Genomic DNA, 19,848 nt, shown 5'->3' with positions numbered 1-19,848 from the left:
CTGGCAACGCTGGCAACGCTGAGCGGGCGGGTGGCCGGTTTTCTGTCAACTGGTACTATTGCCTGCGGTGCCTGCTGGCTCAGGCCATTCTGTGTCCGCTGGGGCTGATGCTTTTGTGGGTCTGCGGGGCCGTGGATAATGGTCCCTCTCCGGCCTCTCTCCCGCTTCTGGCCGTGTTAGCCATGCTGGTTGCTCCGGTTATGGAGACCTTTATTTTCTTCTATCTGCCGCACCGGTTTTTTCGGCTGTTTATCAAAAATCAAAGCTGGCTGTGGGGGCTTTCTTTTGCTGCCACCACGCTGTTCTTTACGTGGGACCACCATACCAGCGGTAATACGGGTATTCCGCACCGCAACTGGCCCATGGCTCTGGATGTCGGGCTGAGCGGATCTTTCTGCTTCTTTGCCTGTTTTTACCTGACCGCAAAATCCCGGCGTGGCAGCCCCTTCTGGACCACCGCCGCCTGCCATGCGCTGTATAATACCGGCGTCACCGCTTTTGTGGCGGCGCAGATGGCATTGCCGGGCACGCACTAAGAGAAACATTTAAAAGACTGGGATTTTGGAACATCGTTCTCAAGGTCATTCAGACAGTAGTTGATATAAAGACCGCTTCCCCTAAATCTCCCGCGTATGCTTCGCCGCACTGGCGAGCAGGAACACACCCAGAAGGCCAGCCATAAGGGCCACGCCCAGCCCTTCCGGGGTGCGTAGCAGGTGCGCCCCGTGCAGGCAGAGCATGAGCGGCACACAGGCTGTTACCGCACCGGCTGCCGCCAGCAAAAGCCGGATGCTGCGCTGGCCGGGCAGGCAGAAGGCCGCCACCACAAACACACAAAACACGCTGTAATATACAGTAGAAACTGCGCCATATGTCCCGCCATAGGGCAGCAGAGCCACTGCGCAGAACACGGCGGAAATCCCTGCCACGCAGCCCGTGGTGCAGCCGGATGTCAAAGCCGCCAGCAGCTTTGTGCCGCGTGTTTCCACCACCAGACCGCTTTCCCGCTCGCGCCGCCTGCGGCTGACAATCCAGAGCTGATTGCCCGTATAGAACAGGAACGCGCCCCCCAGCCCCAACACCACATACCCCCAGCGCACCGGTGTACCGCCAAAGCTGCCAAAATGCAGCGCGAAAAATGTTGTCAGGATCGCAAATTTTGCAGGCTGATGCCCCGGCAGATACTCGCCGGACTGCACCGCGCCGGTATGGGAATTGAGCACTACAAAACCACCCGTCGGGCCGCGTGTGGGGTAGCGCGCATCATGCCCAAACACCCGCACAACATCCTTACCGTGGCCAAGCTGCATGTAGTTCAGCACTTCCGGCACAAACCCCGGAGCCCGCTGCGCCATGATGGTGAGGATCTCGGTCGGGGCCAGCACCGGTGCCGATACGGGCACAGGCACAGGTGATGGAACCGGTGCGGCAGACGCGCTGGCCGCCCCGGTGACCAACGGTACCCCCTCACCAGAAGCCCCGCCATGCTGCACATCAGCCTGCGTATCGTGCGGCTGGGGCGGCACACCCGGAACATGGTCTGCTGAACCACTACTTACAGCGCTCTGGGGCGCCTGAGCTTCCCCCTGCGCACGACGGCCGCCGTCCGGCCCGCCGCCGTGGCCACCACGCCCTCCAGCATGTCCGCCGCCACCGTGCCCACCGCCATGCATGCCACCATGCTGACCGGCAGCAGAACCGGGAAACAACATATGTTCCACAGCAAAAATCTGCCCGTGGAAGGCAAACACCACGGAGGAAATCGCCATCACCAGATGGAACGGCAGCGAGAACAGGCCCAGCAAATTATGCATATCCAGCCAGCGCTTGCGCACACTCTGGCCCAGACGCACCGCAAACAGCGTTTTGACCAATGCGGGCAGATACGCAATGACGCCGGAAACGAGCGCTACGGCGTACAGTAAAGCCACCACCCCCATCACCAGCATAGCCGGCGTATGCGGCAAAGGCAGACCAACCTGCTGGTGCAGCACATCTACAAAATGCGCGGCCTCAGAGGGTGTTTTGGGCACCACAACAAGGTTGCCCTGCGCATCCAGCCCTGCCGCCATGACCTGCGTTGGAGCATGATGCACCTGCCCGCCGCTGCCATCCCATGTCAGGCGGCCGCGTTGTGCGTCTTCCGGCGTGACGGCAATGGTGTAATCATCCCGTGCTTCCGGGTAGGCTGCTAGGGCTTTTTCCAAAAGTGCCGGCGTCTGCTCCAGGCTGACCGGCGGCGGCAGGCCCACGGGGGCTGAGGCCCAGCTTTGCAGCGGTTCCTCAAACATGGTGACGGCCCCGGCATAAAACGCCACAAACAGGAAAAGCCCGGCAACAATGCCCACCCAACTATGAACATCGCGGTAAAGCTGCACAAAATCCGCACGCAATTTCATGACAGCACACTCCGCAGCAGAACAAACAGGCCCCAGACGACGCCATTAGCCACAATCAGAACGCCCCACGCCTGCACGCCGGAGCGGAACAGGAAACACACGCTGAGCAGCGCGCTCCAGAGCAATGCGCCCATCCACATCAGATACTGGCCGGAGGCTGAACGCGGGCTGCCATCCGTATGGCACAGCACGCCCACAAGCCCCATCAGCCCACACACCAGCAACGCACCCGGCAGCACTGCCGCCAGCACTTTGAAAAACCAGTTTTTGCTACTGAACTTCCGCACAGTCCGGCTCATGACGGCTCCTGCCCCCGACGCGCCAGTGCCACACAAAGCGGCAGGAGAGACCAGACGCTCATCAACACCACCGCCAAGGCAAACACCGCCGTAAAGGCCCCTACAACCTGGCAGAAAAGCCGCAGGGCAGCCAAAGCCAGAGCCACAGCAACCCCCAGCCCGGTTTTTACAGGGAGCGCCTTGCGCAGCAGCATCTGGCGCGGCGCTGCCAGATACACACACACACCCGCCTCCACGCTGCACATGACCGCCAGAGCGCATAAAGACGTATCAAAAAGCACAGAACTCACCAGCGATATTCCAGACGGCCAATCACACTCCGCCCCTGCCCGTAATAGCAGGCGGAGACAGCGGTACAGGTTGCCACAAACCGTTTATTAGCAATGTTGCGCATATTGACGGAGAAGGTCAGACCTTTCCACTGGGGCCGCGCCGCCGCAAAATCATACCGCAGAAACATGTCAAACACCGTATAGCCGGGCATGGAAAGCGTATTGGCCGTATCGCCATAGCTATGGCCGGTATAACGCACACCGCCGCCAGCCCCTACCCCCTGCAACACGCCGGAGCGGAAGCGTTTATCTACAAACAAAGACGCCATCCATTTGGGGGCCTGTGGCAGATAATTGCCCACCTGCGCTGCGTAGTTGGAGCGCGTCACCTTGGCGTCACTCCGCGTGCCGGTGAAGATAACAGACGTATCCCACACAAGGTTTGCCCGCCCTTCCAGCTCCAGCCCGCGCACGCGGCCCTTGCCCGTCTGCACAAGGCAGGTGGCGGTGCCGCACATTGCGCCGTCCGGGTCCGGTGTGGTCATGTTCGTCTGGGTAATCTGGTAGCCACCAAAAGTGATGTAGATGCTTTTGCCGTACTGGTAGCGCAGCCCGGCCTCATACTGATCCCCTTTGGTGGGTTTGAACGGCGTGCCATCCCGCGCGCTGGACGGGTCCGACACCTGCGGCTGGAAGGACTGCGCGTAACTGAAATACGGCGCCAGCCCGTTATCAAACAGATACACCGCCCCCGCACGCCATGTGAACGCGTTGGATTTTGTAATATAGCGTTTGTTGGTCAGCACATTCAGCGTATCATCCCGCGCCCAGTCCTGCCGCCCGCCAAGGGTGACGCGCAGGCGGTCAAACTTGAGCTGATCCTGAAAATAGATGCCATTCTGGCGGCTTTCCGTGGACGTATAGATCTGCGGAGACAGTGCGCCCGCATACCCAGCCGCCCCACGGGACTGCGGATCAAAAATATTCAGCATCGGCAGCACAAGTGAGGATCTGACCAGATCACGGTCATGGTTCCAGTCGGTATAAAAATAGTCGGTGCCTGCCAGAAGCAGATGCCGCACCGGGCCTGTCATCACATGGCCCTCAATCTGCGTATCCGTCGCCACACCCTGTGAGCGTCCGCGGCCTTCCACGGCACGGCGGTTAACAGTCTCACCCGCCACACAGCCCGGTATGGTGGCCGGACATTTGCTCAGCGTATCGCCAGAGAGCACGGTGGCGCGATAGAGCGTGTCCAGATAGGTGTAACGGGTGTTGTTCCGCACCGTCAGATATTTGCTGAACCTGTGTTCCAGAAAGGAGCCAATCAGCGCCTGATTCCGGTCAAACTTATCCCAGTCCGGCTCCCCAATATTGGCATCGTTTTTGATATAGCGGCCATGAGACGGATACAGCGTGCCCGTGGCGGGCATGAACTGGAAGGTGGAGCCACCCTGATCCCGCTGATACTGCGCCAGCAGCGTCCATTTTGTGTTGACCGTGGGCTGCCATGTCAGGCTGGGGGAAATGTAATAGCGGCCCGTATTCACGCTGTTAACCTGCGTACCGCCATACCGCGCCAGAGCCACAACCCGGCCCATGACGGTGCCGCTTTTGTTCAGCTTGCCGGACAGGTCACCCGAGGCCTGCCCCTGCCCGTTATTGAGGTTGGTAAAGCCAGAGCCTTGCAGGAAGAATTCGCCCTCACTTTTGGCGGTCGGGCGTTTGGTCACAAGATTGACCACCCCGCCCGGTGCCGTCTGGCCATACAGCGCGCCGGACGGGCCTTTGAGCACTTCAATCTGCTCCAGCGCGAACGGGTCAAACGACGTCCGGGTCCACTGGCCGCCGGAGGGCAGACGCAGGCCATCCACAAAGTTGTTGTTGGAGGAAAAGCCCCCTGCGCCAAAGCCACGGACGGAAACTTCATCCACGCGACTATCAATACCGGACGGCTCCGCCTGCACCCCGGCGGTGTAGGACAGGGCATCCGCCACGGTGGGGGACGCCCGCAATTCGATTTCTTCCCGGCTGACAATGGAAATTGTCTGAGGGGATTCAATAATCGGCGTGCGGGTTTTGGTAGAGGCCGAGGCGCTGGAGCGGCCTGTGGCGGTCACAATCACCACTTCCGCCTTCGGGCTGGCTTTGCGCCCTTTGTTCTTTTCTGCGGAGTTTTCCGTATCAGACTGATTTTCCGCCACAGGCAGCGTTTCCGCTGCTGCGCCCGAAGACATGGCTGCACCCGCCAGTAAAACCACCGGAAGCACACCCTTCACAGAGCGCGAAATTCTCATAGCTACCTTGCTGCCCACACATACGTTACCGATATGCGCCGCTTACGTGATAATGAGAATTATTGTCAAGTAGAGAACGACCTGCTCACTCAAATGGCGGTTTTCCGGGCTCTGTTATAACGCAAACAGCCCGCCATTGCAGCCACCCCACCACGGCGAGTGCGACAAACACAGCATAGAGCCCCGCCGTCAGATACAGCTCCCGCACTACAAACAGGCCGGTATAGAGCACGTCTACCCCCAGCCAGATCAGCCAGCTGGCCAGATAGCGCCGGGCCATCCACACCTGCCCCAGAATGCTGAAAGTGCTGAGCAGCGCGTCCATCAGGGGGTTGGGGTCATCCGTCCAGGTTTGCAGCACGCCGCCCAGCAGCACACCGGCTGCCAGACTCAACACAACGCCGCGCACCATTACGCCCTGCGGGGGCTGAGTGACCTGCACAGCCCCTTCATCCCGCACGCCGCGCAGCCAGCGCCACCAGCCATAGAGCGAGAGGGCAGCAAACACGCCCTGCAACACCGTATCCGCATACAAATGCGCCCGCCAGAACACCACGCCATACAGCACGGAGGCCACCAGCATAACCGGCCAGCACAGCACCGCCCTCCGGCCTGTCAGCCACACACCCGCCGCGCTGAATAGTACGGAGAGGAGTTCCAGCAGGCTCATGGTCTGGCGGCCGGGACGCGCGCCAGTTCTTTGGGGAGCCAGCGCAAAAGGGCGCGTCCTTGCTTTGAGGCAAACCAGCGGGCGTGGTCGAGCAGATATTCCGTATAGGCCACCTCAGCCGAGGCCGCGTCCTTCAGCAATGCGCCAAAATACGCCACTTCCGAGAGCGCAAATTCCACATGCACAAGCGGCATAAAGGCCACCAGCAAAGCGCGTTCGGCCTCAGTCAGCGGGCGCACGCTCTGGTAGCCAGCCAGTAAAGCCTGCATCTGCGGATACACCACAACGCCGGGTGACGGCAGTTCAAGCCACTTCACCCCGCTCCGTTCCAGCGCCACGGCAAGGTCAAACACTGCGCAGGTGCGGTCCGCCATGCCAAAATCCAGAACACTGGCAACGCCTGCCTTTTCATCCGCCGCCCAGAGCAGGTTGGAGCCGTGCCAGTCGCCATGCCCCCAGCAGGGTGTGATATCTGCCAGCAATGGGCGGAGTTTGGCGTGGAACGGTTCCAGCACCGTCTGCACATCCTGCTCCCACGGGCGGCCTGCCAGTTGCTGCGTCAGCCCCGGTTGCCGGGCAACCCATGCCCGCAATGCAGGCAAAAGCTCCGCCTGCCCGACCGCCACCATGCTGGAAACCAGCGGGCAGGTTTCACCCCGCGCAGGAGCATCAAACCCCTCCGCCGCCTTATGCAACCGCGCCAGCTCTGCACCGGCGATCCGCGCATGGTCTGTTGACTGATAGGGCTGCCAGGACATGGTATCCCGATACAGGTCCTCGCCCTCCGACGGCAGAAAGACCTCATACGTCCAGATCCCCTGCGTCACCGCTGTAGCCCCACTGCCCGTGCTCAGAACGGTGCTGACCGGAAGCCCCCGCTCGCGCAGATGCTGCATGAAGGCATGTTCGACCTCCAGCGCCGCCACGCTGCGCAACTGCGTATGGTGCCGCTTGACCACAACCGTTGTCGGGCCATCGCCTTTCAGCAGCACAATGCCAGCGGCGGAAAAAGGCCGCATGCTGTGCCAGAGAATGGAAGTAACGGGCGACAGAGACGCATAGTGCGACAGAACGGACGCCACTTCAGCTTCCGTCAATGGCGGCCAGTCGCGCTTATCCTGCACGCCATGCACACCAAACTGGCCGGGCACGGTGCCCGGAGACTGTTTAGGGGGCTGGCCGGAAAAGAGGCGGGCGAGAAGACCGGTCACGCTGCTCAGAACCCGGTGGAGGCAGTAAACAGCGCTGCAAACCCGCCGCCCACGTAATAATCCGGCGCGCTGCCGGCAAGCGTGGTGCCGTAGCGGCCTGTGGTGTCCTTCGCGTTCAGCGTTGGGTCTGCCACACCGGACAGATAATGCTGATTGCTGATATTGATAAAGTTCATGCGGAACTCCGGTTTATGGAGCATAGCGACATCCGCAAGCCGGTAGCCTACGGCCAGATTACCCGTCACGTGGTCGGACATCCGCTCATCATTCATGAACGTGGCATACTGGTGGCCTGTATATTTGACGGTGGCGGTGCCGAAGAAGTGCCCGTCATCATACGTCAGCCCCGCCGCAGCCTGAAGGGTCGGACTGCGCACGGCGGTTTTGCCGCGTGTGGGCAGAAGGTCACCGTTGGCGGCAATGTCGTTATCAATGGTGGCGTGCAGATACTCACCCGACACATACGGGCTAAGGTGGTGCCAGGGCCGCAGACCAAATTCCACATCCACACCCCGGCTGGTCTGCCCACCCGCGTTCATGGTGGACTGCACGAACGATCCATTTTGTGAAACCAGCGTTTCCACCTGCCGATTTGTAAAATTGTAGTTAAACAGCGTGACACTGCCTACAAACCGATCATCCGCATACCGATAGCCCAGCTCTTCCGAGATGGAATATTCGTTCTTAACGTTCGTAGTGCCCTTGCTTTCCGTCTGGCCGGAGGTGGGGTCAAACACATCATACAGCGCAGTTTCCGCAGGGGTGCGGAAATTGGTGGTGGCGCTGAAAAACACCTGATGATGCGGCGTTATCTGGAACCGTGCGGCCAGACGCGGCAGCGGCACGGCGCTGTTGGTATTGGCATGGTAAGCCGCCCCCGGCATGGCGTTGGTGCCCGTACGCGTCATCATCACTTCCTTAAAGCCTGCCGTCAGCAAAAGCCGGTCATGCAGCAGAGAAAGCCGATCGCCTAAAAACAGCGCGTTGGTCTGGGTGATGGTGTGGTTATTGGTACCGAGCAGCAAAGAGCCATCGGAGAGGTGAATGCCGCTCCCTCCGCCATTGCCCCAGATGTTGGACGCATACCCGCCGTCCGAAATGGCGGTGAACTGCTGTTTTTCATTATCGTCGGAATAGTCATACCAGTAGCCCAGCACCAGATCATTCACGCCGCGCTTCCACTCCATTGCTGTGGTAAAGCCGGAGCGATAGCTGCGCTGCGTGTAATCCGCCCGCACGGTGGCCCAGCCGTCCTGCGTGCTGGGCAGGGTGAGTTCATCCGCCAGAGGCTGCGTGCCGTTATACAGGCCGGATGTGGGGATTTGCGTGCCACCGGGGGCGTTCCCGTATGCACCCTGTGCGTAGGGCGTGGCCTTTAGCGTCAGGCCGTGCGTGAGATGCAGTTCCACGGGGGCGGCCAGATACAAAGTGCGTTCGGGCTGGCGATAAAGCCGCCAGTAATCCGTGCCGGCGGCCTCATTCTGCACATCGTAGCGTTTCGCCAGATTGTTTGCGCCGTGGATGCCGTCCTGCGCCCAGCCTTCTTTGGAAACCTGCGGATAGTAACTGTCGATCGCCTGATTCCATGAACCAAGCAGAGAGGCCGTATTGCCGTGCCCCCAGTCCTTTTGCAGCTTGAAGTCCACATGCTGGCGCACATCCCGCCCCGGCCCGCGCCAGTTATCGGAGGCCCCGTGGGAATAGGACACAAAGCCGCGCAGGCCCGTCTTGCCAATCTCACCACTATCCAGTCGGATAAATTCCCGATTGGTGTCATAGGAACCGTAGGAAATATCCACCTGCCCGCCAGCTTTTTCCGCCGGGGTGCGGAAGCGCAGGCTCATCAACCCGCCTGCTGCGTTCAGAACCGGGCTGTCCAGATCCGCAGCACCCTGCTGGAGGGCGATGCTGTCATAGTTCTCGCTATCGGCAAACTGGCTGGGGTAGCCGGTGTAATAGGCAATGTCATTCAGCGGTGCGCCTTCCAGCACATAGCCAATGGCATCCCCGTTCAGGCCGCGCACGGAAATATTGGTTTGCGGGGAAAAGCCCAGCGGGTCGGAGGACGCCACGTTCGCCCCCGGCAGCAGAGCCACCAGATCAAACGCCGTGGCAGAGGGTGCCTGCCGCGCAATAAAGTCCGACCCCACAACACTGATAGCCTTTGGCGCATCCTGCGGCCGCAGCAATCCGCCGCCCGCATGCAGCGCCACCGGGTCCGCGTGCACGTCAATCTGTTCGGCCCCTTGCGCCTGCACCGGGCCGGGTGCCGGGGCTGATCCTGCCCGCAGTGCGGCACGTCCGCTCTGGCCGGTGCCGGTGCGGCTCTGTCCGGTCCGCGCCATGCCGGTTTGACCAGCCCCGCTTGCTTGCCGGGATGGACCTGCCTTGCGCGCCGTTTCCGCCGACCGGCCCCGCACGCTGGATGACCTTGTGCCGGGGGCCTGAGGAACGCGGGGTTTTGTGGCATCCGGTTCTTCCGCCGTCACACTGCCAGACCCGACGCCGCCCGATGTGGCCTGCGCCAGAACCGGGCCGGGCAGCGCGCTGGAAAAAACGACTGTGGCCAGCAAGATTGGCCGTGCATGAGCGCGCACCCGCATGGGGGTTATCCTTCCTCTGATCCGGTCGGGCTGGCGGGGTAAAACTTCTGCACCAGCGGTTTTATCGTCAGTCCCTGTACAAGAATGGTGAACACAACAACACTGTAACTGACGCACAAAAGCAGATCACGCTCCGGCCCGGCGGGCAGGCTGAGGGCCAGTGCGAGAGAAATCCCGCCGCGCAGGCCGCCGCCTGTCAGCACGGCCAGAACGCCAAAGCTTTCCTTCCGCAGAACATACAGGGGCAGGTTTGCCAGAAGCACGCTGGCACCGCGCACCAGCACCGCCAGCGGCAGGGCCAGACAGGCCGCCAGCACAATCGGCACGGTAAAAGTGAGTGACAGCACCTGAAAACCGATAATGGTAAACAGCAGCGCGTTCAGAACTTCATCCACATGCGCCCAGAAACCCGCAATCTCCGCCTGAGACTTCGGCGTGAGGGCCGCCTGCGCGATGGGTGCGCCGAGGATCAGCCCCGCCGTCACAACGGCAATCGGCCCGGACATGCCCCATGCAGCCGCCACGCTATACACGCCGCTGGCCAGCGCGAGGGAGATGAGCATTTCCACATGCACATCCCGCACCGCACGCAGGGCCGCCACAGCCAGCCCGCCGCCGACAAGCCCCACCAGAAGGCCACCGCCCACTTCCCACAAAAAGGCTTCCGCAAGGCGGGTGGCGTGGGCCGAGCCGCCATCAATCGCCACGCTGAGCGCTACGGTGAAAATGACCACGCCAACGCCATCGTTAAACAGGCTTTCCCCCGCAAACAGGGCCTGTATCGGGCCGGGCAGCCCTAACCGCCGCAACATGCCCACGACGGAAACCGGGTCCGTTGGGGCCAGAATGGCCCCCAGCACCACACACCACGGAAAGGAGATGGAAAAGCCCAGCAGGCCAAACACCGCCCAGATGCCCGTTGCAAACAGCAGGACCGCCAGAAACGTGCCGAGCACGGCCAGCGCCAGAACGGAATATCTGCGGCCCCACAGGGCGCGCACATCCACCGTCTGCGCCCCGGCAAACAGCAGGAAAGCCAGTCCGCCATCCAGCAGGGTATGAGGCAGATCAATCTGCGTCAGCACGGCGCGGGCCTGCCCGATGCCGGACCAGGGCAGCACAGCCTCCGCCAGCAGCATAAGACCGGCAGCAATCAGAGAAAGCAGAAGAATGCCAATGGTGAGCGGCAGCCGCAACAGCCGCTCATTCAGCAAGGCGAACAGAGAAGCCAGTCCAATAACCAGCGCGAACAGGCCCAGAGACGTCATGCACGGCACTCCCACAAAAAATCTGCCCCCTGCATACCGGAAACAGCCTTAAAAAATGTTTGATCGCTCTCAAACCGGCAGTGGGGCAGGACGAGCGTCGTTTTATCAGTCCGACGTTTTGCCGTTCTGCCCTTCCACATCCACAAATGTCTGGTCGGAAATGGAGACGTTTTCCAGCTCCGGGCGCTGCAGGGCTTCCGATGCACTTTGCGCAAGGCCCGCTGTGCGGTCCTTCAGGTCCGCCAGCTCTTCCCGCACGTCTGACAGGATTTCCAAAAGAGCCTGATGGTCTTCCGACGCCCGCTTATCCGCCCCGCGGCTGAGCACCGCGTTCCCCACCATCAGGGCCGGTAACGCAACAAGCTGGATACAGTTGCTAATATAGAGCAGCGTATTCTGCCATTGCGGCATCAGCACGGGGATGAGCGAGAAGACAAAAAACACGTAAACGCACCAGATGCTGCCAAACAGCATTGTCATCTTGACGGCAATGCTCTCATTGGCCCGGTCCAGAACGGCCTTGAAGTTTTTTTCGACTGACATCTCTGCCCCCTGCCCTCGTGTCTCATCCGGCCGGAGTTTCAGGCCGCTCTGCCAGTGCTGGCAGGGGGTGGGGTGTACCACACTGTTTTCCAAAAGTCCGCAGCGGGGTATGCAGGCCACACAGCAGACAGACACAGCAAGGAGCACCCGATGACAGACCCCAGACTAGGCTGTGGCGCCATGATTATCCACGACGGCAAGCTGTTGCTCCTGCGCCGCCTGCGTGCGCCGGAAGCCGGATGCTGGGGCCTGCCGGGCGGCAAGGTGGATGCGTTTGAAACCGTACCCGCCGCCGTGGCGCGGGAAGTACTGGAAGAAACCGGGCTGGTGATACACCACCCTGCCCTGCTGTGCGTGGTGGACCAGATTGACCGCGCCGCCGGCACCCACTGGGTCGCCCCGGTTTATATGGTGTCCGGCTTTACCGGCCAGCCGGTGTTGCAGGAACCGCACAAACATAGTGGTCTGGACTGGTTCCCGCTGGAGGCCCTGCCCGCACCGCTTACCCACGCCACAACGGTGGCCGTGGCGGCGTTACGGGCAAAGGCTGGCGGCTAAAACCTCAGTCGTTGTTAACGGCAACATGCAGCCGGAAAAAGGCCGTCTGCCCTTTGTGGAGATGAACGGGAGAGCGCTTCTGGTAAACCCCGACCGTGTAAAGGCCGGCAGAAGAGACCTCGCCGGTCCACCTGTCGGGCTGCGGGCTTACCGCACTATCATAAACCATGCTGCCGGACTGGTCTTTTACAAAAAAGTAAATGCCGCTTTTGCGGGAATGACACTGAATATTCAGTTGCTGCCCTTCCTTAACAGGCACACGAAACGGCACGGGGCCAGCGCCCTCCAGCGTGCCGGACACCACTGTACTGGGCACATGCGGGGCCAGATGTACGGATCTGGCCAGAACGGGAGCTGGGGCCTGCAGGGCAGCACTCCCCAGAAGGAGCCCACCTGCAAGCACGGCAAATCTTGTTTTTCTTATCATGTTGCCTCTCTGCCTTCTGTCTTGTGCAAAAGGTTCGCACACAGATTACAGGAGAGCGTGCGGGCGCATCAAGCAGAACAGACAGGCTGCATCAAACCGTCACGGTATTGCGTTCAGCGCCGCCAGTTTCCAGCCTGCGGAGGTGTAGATGGCCGGGGCGTCATCATCCGCATCATAGAGCGTGGTGCCAATGGGCAGGTTGCTCATGCCCTTGATGGCCACGCGGGAGAAAGTGGGCAGGCGGACGCCGCCGGCAGGGGTTAGCGCACCGCTCAGAGTTTCATTCCCTGCCGTATCCAACTGGCGCAGGGTGGTGCTGCCGTTGGCATCCCGCAGGCCAGTGCTGGTATAGCCGGTGGTGATGACGCCGGTTGGCTCCCACGCCACAGTCTGGCCGCTGCCCAACCGGACTGCCTGCGGCGTTGTCAGGCCAGACAGATTGACCCCGATGCCAGCTTTGCCGTTCAGCGTAATGGCGCTGGCTGAGCCGTTGTTCATAGTAGTGGTCATGCCGCTGTTCAGGCTGCTACCGGTGAGCGTTTCATTCCCGCTCTGGTCCAGTGAGCGCAGGGCTGTGCCGCCCCATGTCTCCTGCAACTGCCCGCTGGCAAAACGGGTTTGCACAGTGGCCGTCTGTTCCCATGAGACATGCTGCCCTTCCGCCATGCGCAGCGCATCGGGCGCGGTCAGGCCGGTTGTGTCCAGCCCGATTGCGGCGGTGCCCTGCGCAACAAACGCGGAGGCAGTGGGCTGGCTGAGGCTGACCACGGTCTGGCTGTTATGGGCAGCGCCGGGAATGGTCTCATTGCCCTGTGTATCCAGTGTGCGCGCAACGCCTGCGGCGACCTGATCGGTCAGTTTGCCGTCTGCAAAACGGGTTAGCACAACTGCCGTTGGTTCCCAGGAGAGCGCCTGCCCAGTGCCAAACCGCATGGCCTCCGGCGCGGTCAGGCCCGTCAGATTGAGGCCGATAAGCGCCTGCCCGCCCAGTGTCCACGCCATGCCGCTTGCAGGATTGGCGATAGCGGTTGTCACATCCCCATTCATCCCAACGGAGAAAAGTGGCGTGGTGTCATACCAGTATCGGAGGGTATAGGCGGCGGAATCAAACTGAAAATGCGGCTTGTGGTCTCACTAAACGCAAGATTGCGGTTTGCACCAATATTCAGAACCGGGGCATTATTGACCGGCGTGCTGCGGGAGAGGTCAATGCCCGCTGTGTCAAACCGGCCTGCGGCGTCAATCATGATGCCATAGGCGCTGGTGCCGTCATTATTGCCCAGAGCAATACCCTTGCCCACCCGGCCCGGTGTGCCGGCGCTATCCGCCCCGGCAATCTGAAGCTGGAGGCCGATACGCCAGTTATTGGGGTCATCCGCATTGGCGTAAACGTCAATTTCCCGCCCCACCAAACTGCCTGCAATATTGGAAGGCTGGCCGGTGTCATCACGGGTTTCATCATATCCGGCCCAGATCTGGGAGCGCGAGCCTTTGCCATCGGCCAGCGCATTAGCGGGCCGCTGCGCCAGACTGGCCTGTGCGACGTGCTGCCCGCCACCAAAAGCCGCGCTGTTCAGCACCGTGGAATGGCACCAGACGTAATCATTCAACGCAGCCCCTACGGAGGGGATGGTGCAGTTGCCTTTTTCCAGATTCATCACAAATCCGGCTTTCCCGCCGGAATGAGTGACGTCCAGATCCTTCCGCAGCACGGGGGCCATGTCCGCTGCGGTCTGGCCACGGGCAAAATATTTGCCGCCTTCCAGCGTGCTTTCCAGCACATCGGTCCCCAGAGTGGTCAGCGGCCCGCCATCAGCCTGCAACGTGCCGTTGGCCTGCCACAGATTGGGCATGCTGCCGGTGGGCAGGGCCTTCAATGCCAGTTTACCTGCCGGGAGCTGAATGACTGCACCGGAGGCTGCGGCGTTTTTGGCGGCCTGCAGGGCGGCGGTATCATCCGTTTTGCCGTCCAGCGCCAGACCGAAATCCTTTGCATTTAACTGGTCCGCAAACCGCTCAGCCAGCGGCCTGCCGACGGCACCGTTTGCGCCAATTTTTGCCGTGGCAGTCGACAAATCTCCCGAGACGGGGGCTGTCATTGCGCCATTGGCGTCCAGCGCCGCCACACCGTTTGGTGCGCCTTTGTCAGACTGCTGCACGCTGCCATCCGCCATGACCCCAATCTGCCCGATGGTGGCGTTCTGCCACAGGGCGGGCACCCCCGTTGCGGCATCCAGCCCGCCCGGTGGCCGCGTGGGCACGTAAGGAGCCACACTGCTTGCCAGAGATTTGGCCATAAGCGCGCTGCGCAGGAGTGTGGGCATTTGGGCAACTGCTGACGCGCCGGAACCGGACCGGGCAGCGGTCTCCGCAGCAGTTGCAGACAGGGTGGAAAGCTGACTGACGGATGCTGACGCCGTGGCCTGCCATGCTGCCTGATATTGCGGCAGCAGATGGTTGGGCCGGGCGGATGCCGCGCCCTCTGCTCCCGCCAACAGTGCTGCGCCGGAACACAGGCTGAGAAGAAAACGGGTTTTGAGAAAAGGGCTCATGAAGACGTGCCTTGAGAGATACAGAGATAACCGCCGTTGTTCCACCACACACCGCGCAGGCCGGGGTCTGTGGTGGGGAGGTCCATGGCCATCAGCACATGCCCGTCCTGCACGCCCAGACAGTCCAGCCCGCCAAGCACCAGATTGCCATTGGGAGAAAGGGTGGCGAGACCGTTGGGGATGCCCTTCTGCTCCGCCAAGACGGTTACCGCCGCATCCGATGCATGAGCGACCGCTGTTTGGGCCTGTGTTGCGGCATCCTGCGCCTGTGTGACGAGGGTGGCGACCGTGCCGCTCACCTGCCCGCTCTGGGCATCGACATAGGCCTTATTGACCAGATGCGCGGCATCCGTCGGCGCAACGGCACAACTCAGCAAACCCGTGAGGGTATCGCCTGCTTTAGAGACAGCGCCGGTCCAGATGGCGGACTGAGGCACAAACTGGCCCTGCCCATTGAAAATACCAAAAACAAGATCGGCCGGTGCGGGCTGAGGCTGCACCGGCAACGCCGAAAGCGGCATGCCACTGGGTGTGGATGCCGTGAAACTGCTTGACCCGGACATGGGCTCTCCCGTTACGCGATAAGATAAGGGGTTCCGGACGGGCCGGTGAGGATTGCGCCCCCCGGCAGCGCCATGGCGTTAGGCGGAACCGGAGTGCCATCTGCCAGACACGGAGCCGGCTGAGGCGGGGCAGCCGGTGTGTCTGCCAGAATGGCGACGGCCACCGGCTGCACAAGGCTACGCCCCTGCTGTGTGGTGACGGAAACCTGAACCTGCTGCACCGTGCCCGGCGGGCCGCCACCCAGAAAAATACAGGCCATGCCATGCAGCACGGTGGCCCACAGAACGGTGAGGTCTGTTGCAGCACCCGTGGCAGTCAGCACACTGGCGGTAACAGAAGACAGATAATCCCCTGTTCCGTGCAGCCAGTTTTTAGGATTAAGCGTGAAATCCAGATTGTCCCCGCTGGCTTTGGGTGCCCATGCCAGACAGACTTCCTCCGCCACCAGCCCGCGCAGGCGCAAACCCGGCGGAATGGTGAGCGGAAGAGTGCGCGACGGGGCGGGCCGCCAGTTGGGGGATGGCAGAGGGGCCGTCATGCCGGGGCCTCCGGGAGAGTTGTGCTGGTGGTGTCCTGCCCCTCCGCAAGGGCGCGCAGAGCTTTGAGGTAAGTGACCCATGCCTCCGGGGTTGGCTCATTCAGTGCGCCATAATTCCCCCACACGGTCTGCCGGGCAGCCGCAAGCGCAGTCTGGGCCTGTGTGGTCAGCGGTTCGGGCTGAACGGGGGCTGTATACTCAATGATTTTCCCATTCAGCACCCCCCGCCCGCCGGGCAGACGGAAGCTTGTGGTGTTGGCCCAGTCCTCCGGGCTGACGGGGATCAGGCTGGTCGCAGGTGGCACAGCGGCAAGGCTGCTCATCGTCCCGGTGTCATACCAGCCCGTGACCGGGGTGGGCTGTGGGGCTGTTGTGTCATAGGCTGCATAATAACGGTCTGGATAAGCTGTTTTGATGTCTGTCATTATTTTGGCCCTATCACGATGATATTGGCAGCCCCCTGATGGTTGCGGGGCCGGACAAACAGGCCGGTCGCGGTCGCGCCGTAACACCAGTAATCTGTATCCGTCACATCATCCCCATTGCCGCAGGAATTGGCCTGATAGAAGACAGGCGTTCCTGAAAAGGCGACCGGAAATGTGATCCACGTTCCAGCCGTGGTGCCATTCCCGACAGTTGCCTGAAACGCCTGTATGCGGTGGCCATAGGCCAGATTGATCACCCGGCCATCTGCTGTGCCGAAATCACTGTTATAAAGCCCGGCGGAAACGTATGAGCTCAGGTCAGACGTGTAGGCGATGTCTCCGTACTGGCTGTCATTTATCCGGCGGTTCTGGCCCCACTGGACATAACGCCAGGAGCCATCTGGAAATTGCAGAGACAGAAGAGCACGGAAAGTTGTGCCGACCTCTTCCTGCAAACCGACAAAAAACTGGCTGCCTCGCCCTTCGGCTTTGGAACTAAAGCAGGGGTAATTGATATACTGACCATTCTGCGGGTTATAGGGCGCCGCCTGCGCGGTAATGCCGTCGAACCCCTCCTGCACCAGCGGGCCATTAACATTCAGCCAGGAGACTGTGCCGCCTGATAACGGCAGATAGCCCGTAAACAGATTTTGCCATGCGGCCCCGTCTGCCCCCGGCGTGCTGACATTATCATCTGCTGTGGAAACCCAGAACGTGCCGGGTGTTGTGCCGGACACAACAGCACCGGCCGGATAGCCACCAATGGCCTGTGCAAATCCGGCGTCAAACGTGCCCCAGCATCCGGCCTGATACGCACGCAGGATTTTGGAAATCAGGTTAAGAAGACCATTCATGTCCTGCCCGCGTGGGGGTACGCCACCAGCGGAGCGGGCAATGAAGGTTTCCGGCGGAAAACCCAGCGCGAGCGAGGCCGTGCCATCCCCCGAGCGGGCCTGTGTTGTGGGGATAGTTGCAACATCACTCGCCGCAGCGTTGTCTGCAATAGGTGTTGCGAGGCGTGTGGGGAAATCAGACTGCTTCATGCATGCCCCCTGATAGCGTAAGAGACGGCCACTCCGGCCGGGCGCGGCAGGACGCCGCTGCTTTGAATGATGGAAACCTGCACATCTGTCGGGATGAAATTGAAAACGTAGGTCATGGTCATATCGCCATGGTCTTCCACCCAGGCATCGCCCTGCCCGGCAAACAACGCCATGAGAAGGATGTTCAGGCTCAGGACGGACCCATCCGTGATGTTGGCCATAGCCTTGGCGTAAATAAGCTGACGAAAGCCCTCATCCGACAGGCTGACATTGCTGCTGGTGGCCGTGCCTTTATACCAGGGGGCCGTGTTGAAGCCTTGCTCGGTGAGGTCCGTCGCCTCTGCAAAGCCAACGAAATTTTCAGAGGAAATGGTGAGGACGCGCTGAACACCGACAATCCGCCCCCACACATCCAGCCCGTAGCCCTGTGCGGTGGCGATGTTCCAGATCTGGTCATACCACTGGTCAATGAGCGTTGCAGGGTCAAACGCCTGATTCCAGCCATTGATAAGGGCATTCAGGCTGGGAGCGCAGGCATATTGGGAGAGGACGGTTTTCTGCACATCCTGCATTACACCAGTTCCACGCTGATGGTGGAGGCATCCAGTGTCGGGATCTGGTCAGCCTGCATCTGTACGGTAAATCCGGTGGGATTTGGGCTTGTACCAACAGTGATTTCCGTAATCTGCGCCCATGAGCCGAGGCTCGCCACTGCGGCATAAAACCGGCTGGCATAAAGAGTGCTGCCAATGCGGGCGCGGGTGCCGCCGTCATCCCCCAGAAAGGCGGATTGCACGGCGGTCTGAATATCCGTGGTGACTGTGGACGGCACGGCGGCAGACGACGCGAGACGCACCATGACATAAACTGGCGTGGGCGTGGGCCTTTGAAAACTGACTGTATAGCTCGGCGGGGTTGCATAGGAACTGGCTGGGTCGGCCACGGTGATGGTGGTGTTACCGTTATAGGCGCAACCCGGTGGCTTCTTGCGCAGAATGGCCAGCGCAATCTCCGCATCCGCGCCACCATTGACGCAAACATACAGGCTGTGCGGCGCAAGCGTCACGCCGTTGACGGTAACATTCTGAGGCGTGCTGTTATCCGTGACATACGCATCTGTCACACCGGAAACGGCCTGCACGGCGGCAGAAATAGCGTCCAGCGGGCCGATAGCGTTGACTGCAACTGAGGTTTTACGACGTGCCTCAAACGCGGCGCGACTTTCCACCGCGCGACCTGTCACCCCGGCGGTGGGATTGCTGACCGCGCTCCATCCCGCCACGGACTGGCTGATTGTGACACTCCCTGCCGGACAGACCACCTCCCCCGCGCTGGTGCACGTAAAGGTGCCCTGTGTGGTGCCGGTGGCGTCCAGCGTAAGAGCGTTATCTGCCGTGTAACTGTTGCCGGACTGATCTTTGATGAGCGCGCCTTGCGGGATGACCGTGCCCGCCGCCCCGGTGCAGATACAGGTGACGGTTGTGGGCGTGGCAGGCAGGCGGGACATGAAATAGATGCGGCCGATCGCGTCCTGCATGCGGCCTTCGGCCCGGGCGGGGTCTACGCCGTTGGCGAGGGCGAGGAACTGGTCATACGCATCCCCCAAAATGGCGGTGAGGGACATCGCCAGTTGCCCTTGCGGGGTGGAGAGGTCCGTATTGAGCGTATTGCCAAAAGCGGCGTTGATATCGGCAAGAACGCCGGTGAGCATGTCGGCTTCTTCCGGCATGATGAAGCCCGTGGCGTCCAGCACCGGAGACGGGACGGATGTGGTACCTGTGGCGGAATTAGAGGCTGACAACAGTCTGGCTCCCATCAGTAAGTGTTAACTGGATGATGCCGGACAGGCGGCGGGCCGGGCTGAGGCCAGTGATTACGCACACAGCCTGTGCAACACCCTCCACACTCAGGGCTGTTTGCTCCACATCGGCACGGAACAGGGCGGCGGACTGGGTACGGCCCAGAATGTTGGTGAGATACGGCAGGCCGAGGGCTGTGTTGTACCAGCACTCCCCCAGAAACACGCGCACGGCACAGGCGACGTTCTGGGCAACGGCATAGGGCGCGGAGGCCACGGCCATGCTGCCGCTGGCATCGACCACCAGATCCCAGGTTGATCGGTCGAGAAGCAGGGTTTGCATCTGGCGTATTCTCTGCATGTTTGGATGTGTGGGGGCAC

The 19,848-nt window shown here is 61.2% G+C and carries 21 protein-coding genes; 2 read left to right on the top strand and 19 right to left on the bottom strand.

Annotation, left to right across the window (positions count from 1 at the left end; all coding sequences use genetic code 11):
- The coding region (locus tag AD930_RS18135; protein WP_061506741.1) for a hypothetical protein at window positions 1–536 on the top strand (536 nt) is incomplete at its 5' end.
- An 81-nt stretch (window positions 537–617) separates the two neighbouring features.
- Here AD930_RS18135 and AD930_RS14190 read toward each other — a convergent pair.
- The 9 genes from AD930_RS14190 to AD930_RS14150 form a co-directional block, all read right to left on the bottom strand.
- Window positions 618–2,399 (bottom strand): PepSY-associated TM helix domain-containing protein, encoded by a 1,782-nt coding sequence (locus tag AD930_RS14190; RefSeq protein WP_061506740.1) that lies wholly within the window; start codon window positions 2,397–2,399, stop codon window positions 618–620.
- Window positions 2,396–2,698, bottom strand: a complete 303-nt coding sequence (locus AD930_RS14185; RefSeq protein ID WP_061506739.1) for a hypothetical protein — start codon at window positions 2,696–2,698, stop codon at window positions 2,396–2,398. Before AD930_RS14185 ends, AD930_RS14190 begins: the two co-directional genes overlap by 4 nt.
- Complete coding sequence (locus AD930_RS14180) at window positions 2,695–2,988, bottom strand: hypothetical protein (RefSeq protein ID WP_061506738.1); 294 nt, start codon at window positions 2,986–2,988, stop codon at window positions 2,695–2,697. Before AD930_RS14180 ends, AD930_RS14185 begins: the two co-directional genes overlap by 4 nt.
- The gene (locus AD930_RS14175) at window positions 2,985–5,267 is read right to left on the bottom strand and encodes a TonB-dependent siderophore receptor (RefSeq protein WP_061506737.1); all 2,283 of its coding nucleotides are present in this window, start codon (window positions 5,265–5,267) and stop codon (window positions 2,985–2,987) included. Before AD930_RS14175 ends, AD930_RS14180 begins: the two co-directional genes overlap by 4 nt.
- An 85-nt stretch (window positions 5,268–5,352) precedes the next feature.
- Window positions 5,353–5,937, bottom strand: coding sequence for a nicotinamide riboside transporter PnuC (pnuC, locus tag AD930_RS14170; protein ID WP_061506736.1), 585 nt, complete (start codon window positions 5,935–5,937; stop codon window positions 5,353–5,355).
- Entirely contained in the window at window positions 5,934–7,088 is a 1,155-nt protein-coding gene (locus AD930_RS14165; protein ID WP_061506776.1) for a phosphotransferase enzyme family protein, read from the bottom strand. Before AD930_RS14165 ends, pnuC begins: the two co-directional genes overlap by 4 nt.
- Window positions 7,089–7,153: 65 nt before the next feature.
- Window positions 7,154–9,493: a TonB-dependent receptor gene (locus tag AD930_RS14160; protein WP_373320525.1), complete on the bottom strand. Its 2,340-nt coding sequence runs from the start codon at window positions 9,491–9,493 to the stop codon at window positions 7,154–7,156.
- Between the two features lie 263 nt (window positions 9,494–9,756).
- A complete protein-coding gene (locus tag AD930_RS14155; RefSeq protein WP_061491716.1) occupies window positions 9,757–11,019 on the bottom strand; it encodes a cation:proton antiporter in 1,263 nt (420 codons plus the stop codon).
- Between the two features lie 105 nt (window positions 11,020–11,124).
- Window positions 11,125–11,562 carry a hypothetical protein gene (locus AD930_RS14150; RefSeq protein ID WP_061506734.1) on the bottom strand — a complete coding sequence of 146 codons (438 nt, stop codon included), beginning with the start codon at window positions 11,560–11,562 and terminating at the stop codon, window positions 11,125–11,127.
- Window positions 11,563–11,712: 150 nt separating this feature from the next.
- Between AD930_RS14150 and AD930_RS14145 the strand changes: the two genes are divergently transcribed.
- Entirely contained in the window at window positions 11,713–12,120 is a 408-nt protein-coding gene (locus AD930_RS14145; protein WP_061506733.1) for an NUDIX domain-containing protein, read from the top strand.
- A 4-nt stretch (window positions 12,121–12,124) separates the two neighbouring features.
- Here AD930_RS14145 and AD930_RS14140 read toward each other — a convergent pair whose 3' ends face one another.
- From AD930_RS14140 to AD930_RS14095, 10 genes are all read right to left on the bottom strand, one after another.
- Window positions 12,125–12,547 (bottom strand): hypothetical protein, encoded by a 423-nt coding sequence (locus AD930_RS14140; RefSeq protein ID WP_061506732.1) that lies wholly within the window; start codon window positions 12,545–12,547, stop codon window positions 12,125–12,127.
- 99 nt (window positions 12,548–12,646) lie between these two features.
- The gene (locus tag AD930_RS14135) at window positions 12,647–13,582 is read right to left on the bottom strand and encodes a hypothetical protein (protein ID WP_156477115.1); all 936 of its coding nucleotides are present in this window, start codon (window positions 13,580–13,582) and stop codon (window positions 12,647–12,649) included.
- A gap of 8 nt (window positions 13,583–13,590) precedes the next feature.
- On the bottom strand, window positions 13,591–15,099 hold the full coding sequence (locus AD930_RS14130) for a glycosyl hydrolase family 28-related protein (RefSeq protein WP_061506730.1): 1,509 nt from the start codon (window positions 15,097–15,099) through the stop codon (window positions 13,591–13,593).
- Window positions 15,096–15,662 (bottom strand): hypothetical protein, encoded by a 567-nt coding sequence (locus tag AD930_RS14125; protein ID WP_061506729.1) that lies wholly within the window; start codon window positions 15,660–15,662, stop codon window positions 15,096–15,098. Before AD930_RS14125 ends, AD930_RS14130 begins: the two co-directional genes overlap by 4 nt.
- A gap of 11 nt (window positions 15,663–15,673) precedes the next feature.
- Window positions 15,674–16,201: a phage fiber-tail adaptor protein gene (locus tag AD930_RS14120; protein WP_061506728.1), complete on the bottom strand. Its 528-nt coding sequence runs from the start codon at window positions 16,199–16,201 to the stop codon at window positions 15,674–15,676.
- Window positions 16,198–16,626: a hypothetical protein gene (locus AD930_RS14115; protein ID WP_244150600.1), complete on the bottom strand. Its 429-nt coding sequence runs from the start codon at window positions 16,624–16,626 to the stop codon at window positions 16,198–16,200. Before AD930_RS14115 ends, AD930_RS14120 begins: the two co-directional genes overlap by 4 nt.
- Entirely contained in the window at window positions 16,626–17,669 is a 1,044-nt protein-coding gene (locus tag AD930_RS14110; RefSeq protein ID WP_061506727.1) for a hypothetical protein, read from the bottom strand. The genes AD930_RS14115 and AD930_RS14110 overlap by 1 nt, the downstream gene beginning before the upstream one ends.
- On the bottom strand, window positions 17,666–18,241 hold the full coding sequence (locus AD930_RS14105; RefSeq protein ID WP_061506726.1) for a DUF2612 domain-containing protein: 576 nt from the start codon (window positions 18,239–18,241) through the stop codon (window positions 17,666–17,668). The genes AD930_RS14110 and AD930_RS14105 overlap by 4 nt, the downstream gene beginning before the upstream one ends.
- A complete protein-coding gene (locus AD930_RS14100; RefSeq protein ID WP_061506725.1) occupies window positions 18,241–19,485 on the bottom strand; it encodes a baseplate J/gp47 family protein in 1,245 nt (414 codons plus the stop codon). Before AD930_RS14100 ends, AD930_RS14105 begins: the two co-directional genes overlap by 1 nt.
- Window positions 19,457–19,810 carry a hypothetical protein gene (locus tag AD930_RS14095; RefSeq protein WP_061506724.1) on the bottom strand — a complete coding sequence of 118 codons (354 nt, stop codon included), beginning with the start codon at window positions 19,808–19,810 and terminating at the stop codon, window positions 19,457–19,459. Before AD930_RS14095 ends, AD930_RS14100 begins: the two co-directional genes overlap by 29 nt.
- Window positions 19,811–19,848 lie beyond the last annotated feature (38 nt).

The organism is Acetobacter malorum (genome assembly GCF_001580615.1).
In the GTDB taxonomy this organism is placed as follows: domain Bacteria; phylum Pseudomonadota; class Alphaproteobacteria; order Acetobacterales; family Acetobacteraceae; genus Acetobacter; species Acetobacter malorum.
Note: the sequence above shows the minus strand (reverse complement) of the source record. Positions and strands in the feature narration are given on the sequence as shown.

Coding starts and splice junctions, on each gene's coding strand:
- AD930_RS14190 (WP_061506740.1), bottom strand. CDS start 2,399: ATGAAATTGCGTGCGGATTTTGTGCAGCTTTACCGCGATGTTCATAGT.
- AD930_RS14185 (WP_061506739.1), bottom strand. CDS start 2,698: ATGAGCCGGACTGTGCGGAAGTTCAGTAGCAAAAACTGGTTTTTCAAA.
- AD930_RS14175 (WP_061506737.1), bottom strand. CDS start 5,267: ATGAGAATTTCGCGCTCTGTGAAGGGTGTGCTTCCGGTGGTTTTACTG.
- pnuC (WP_061506736.1), bottom strand. CDS start 5,937: ATGAGCCTGCTGGAACTCCTCTCCGTACTATTCAGCGCGGCGGGTGTG.
- AD930_RS14160 (WP_373320525.1), bottom strand. CDS start 9,493: ATGGCGCGGACCGGACAGAGCCGCACCGGCACCGGCCAGAGCGGACGT.
- AD930_RS14155 (WP_061491716.1), bottom strand. CDS start 11,019: ATGACGTCTCTGGGCCTGTTCGCGCTGGTTATTGGACTGGCTTCTCTG.
- AD930_RS14150 (WP_061506734.1), bottom strand. CDS start 11,562: ATGTCAGTCGAAAAAAACTTCAAGGCCGTTCTGGACCGGGCCAATGAG.
- AD930_RS14145 (WP_061506733.1), top strand. CDS start 11,713: ATGACAGACCCCAGACTAGGCTGTGGCGCCATGATTATCCACGACGGC.
- AD930_RS14140 (WP_061506732.1), bottom strand. CDS start 12,547: ATGATAAGAAAAACAAGATTTGCCGTGCTTGCAGGTGGGCTCCTTCTG.
- AD930_RS14130 (WP_061506730.1), bottom strand. CDS start 15,099: ATGAGCCCTTTTCTCAAAACCCGTTTTCTTCTCAGCCTGTGTTCCGGC.
- AD930_RS14125 (WP_061506729.1), bottom strand. CDS start 15,662: ATGTCCGGGTCAAGCAGTTTCACGGCATCCACACCCAGTGGCATGCCG.
- AD930_RS14120 (WP_061506728.1), bottom strand. CDS start 16,201: ATGACGGCCCCTCTGCCATCCCCCAACTGGCGGCCCGCCCCGTCGCGC.
- AD930_RS14115 (WP_244150600.1), bottom strand. CDS start 16,626: ATGACAGACATCAAAACAGCTTATCCAGACCGTTATTATGCAGCCTAT.
- AD930_RS14110 (WP_061506727.1), bottom strand. CDS start 17,669: ATGAAGCAGTCTGATTTCCCCACACGCCTCGCAACACCTATTGCAGAC.
- AD930_RS14105 (WP_061506726.1), bottom strand. CDS start 18,241: ATGCAGGATGTGCAGAAAACCGTCCTCTCCCAATATGCCTGCGCTCCC.
- AD930_RS14100 (WP_061506725.1), bottom strand. CDS start 19,485: ATGGGAGCCAGACTGTTGTCAGCCTCTAATTCCGCCACAGGTACCACA.
- AD930_RS14095 (WP_061506724.1), bottom strand. CDS start 19,810: ATGCAAACCCTGCTTCTCGACCGATCAACCTGGGATCTGGTGGTCGAT.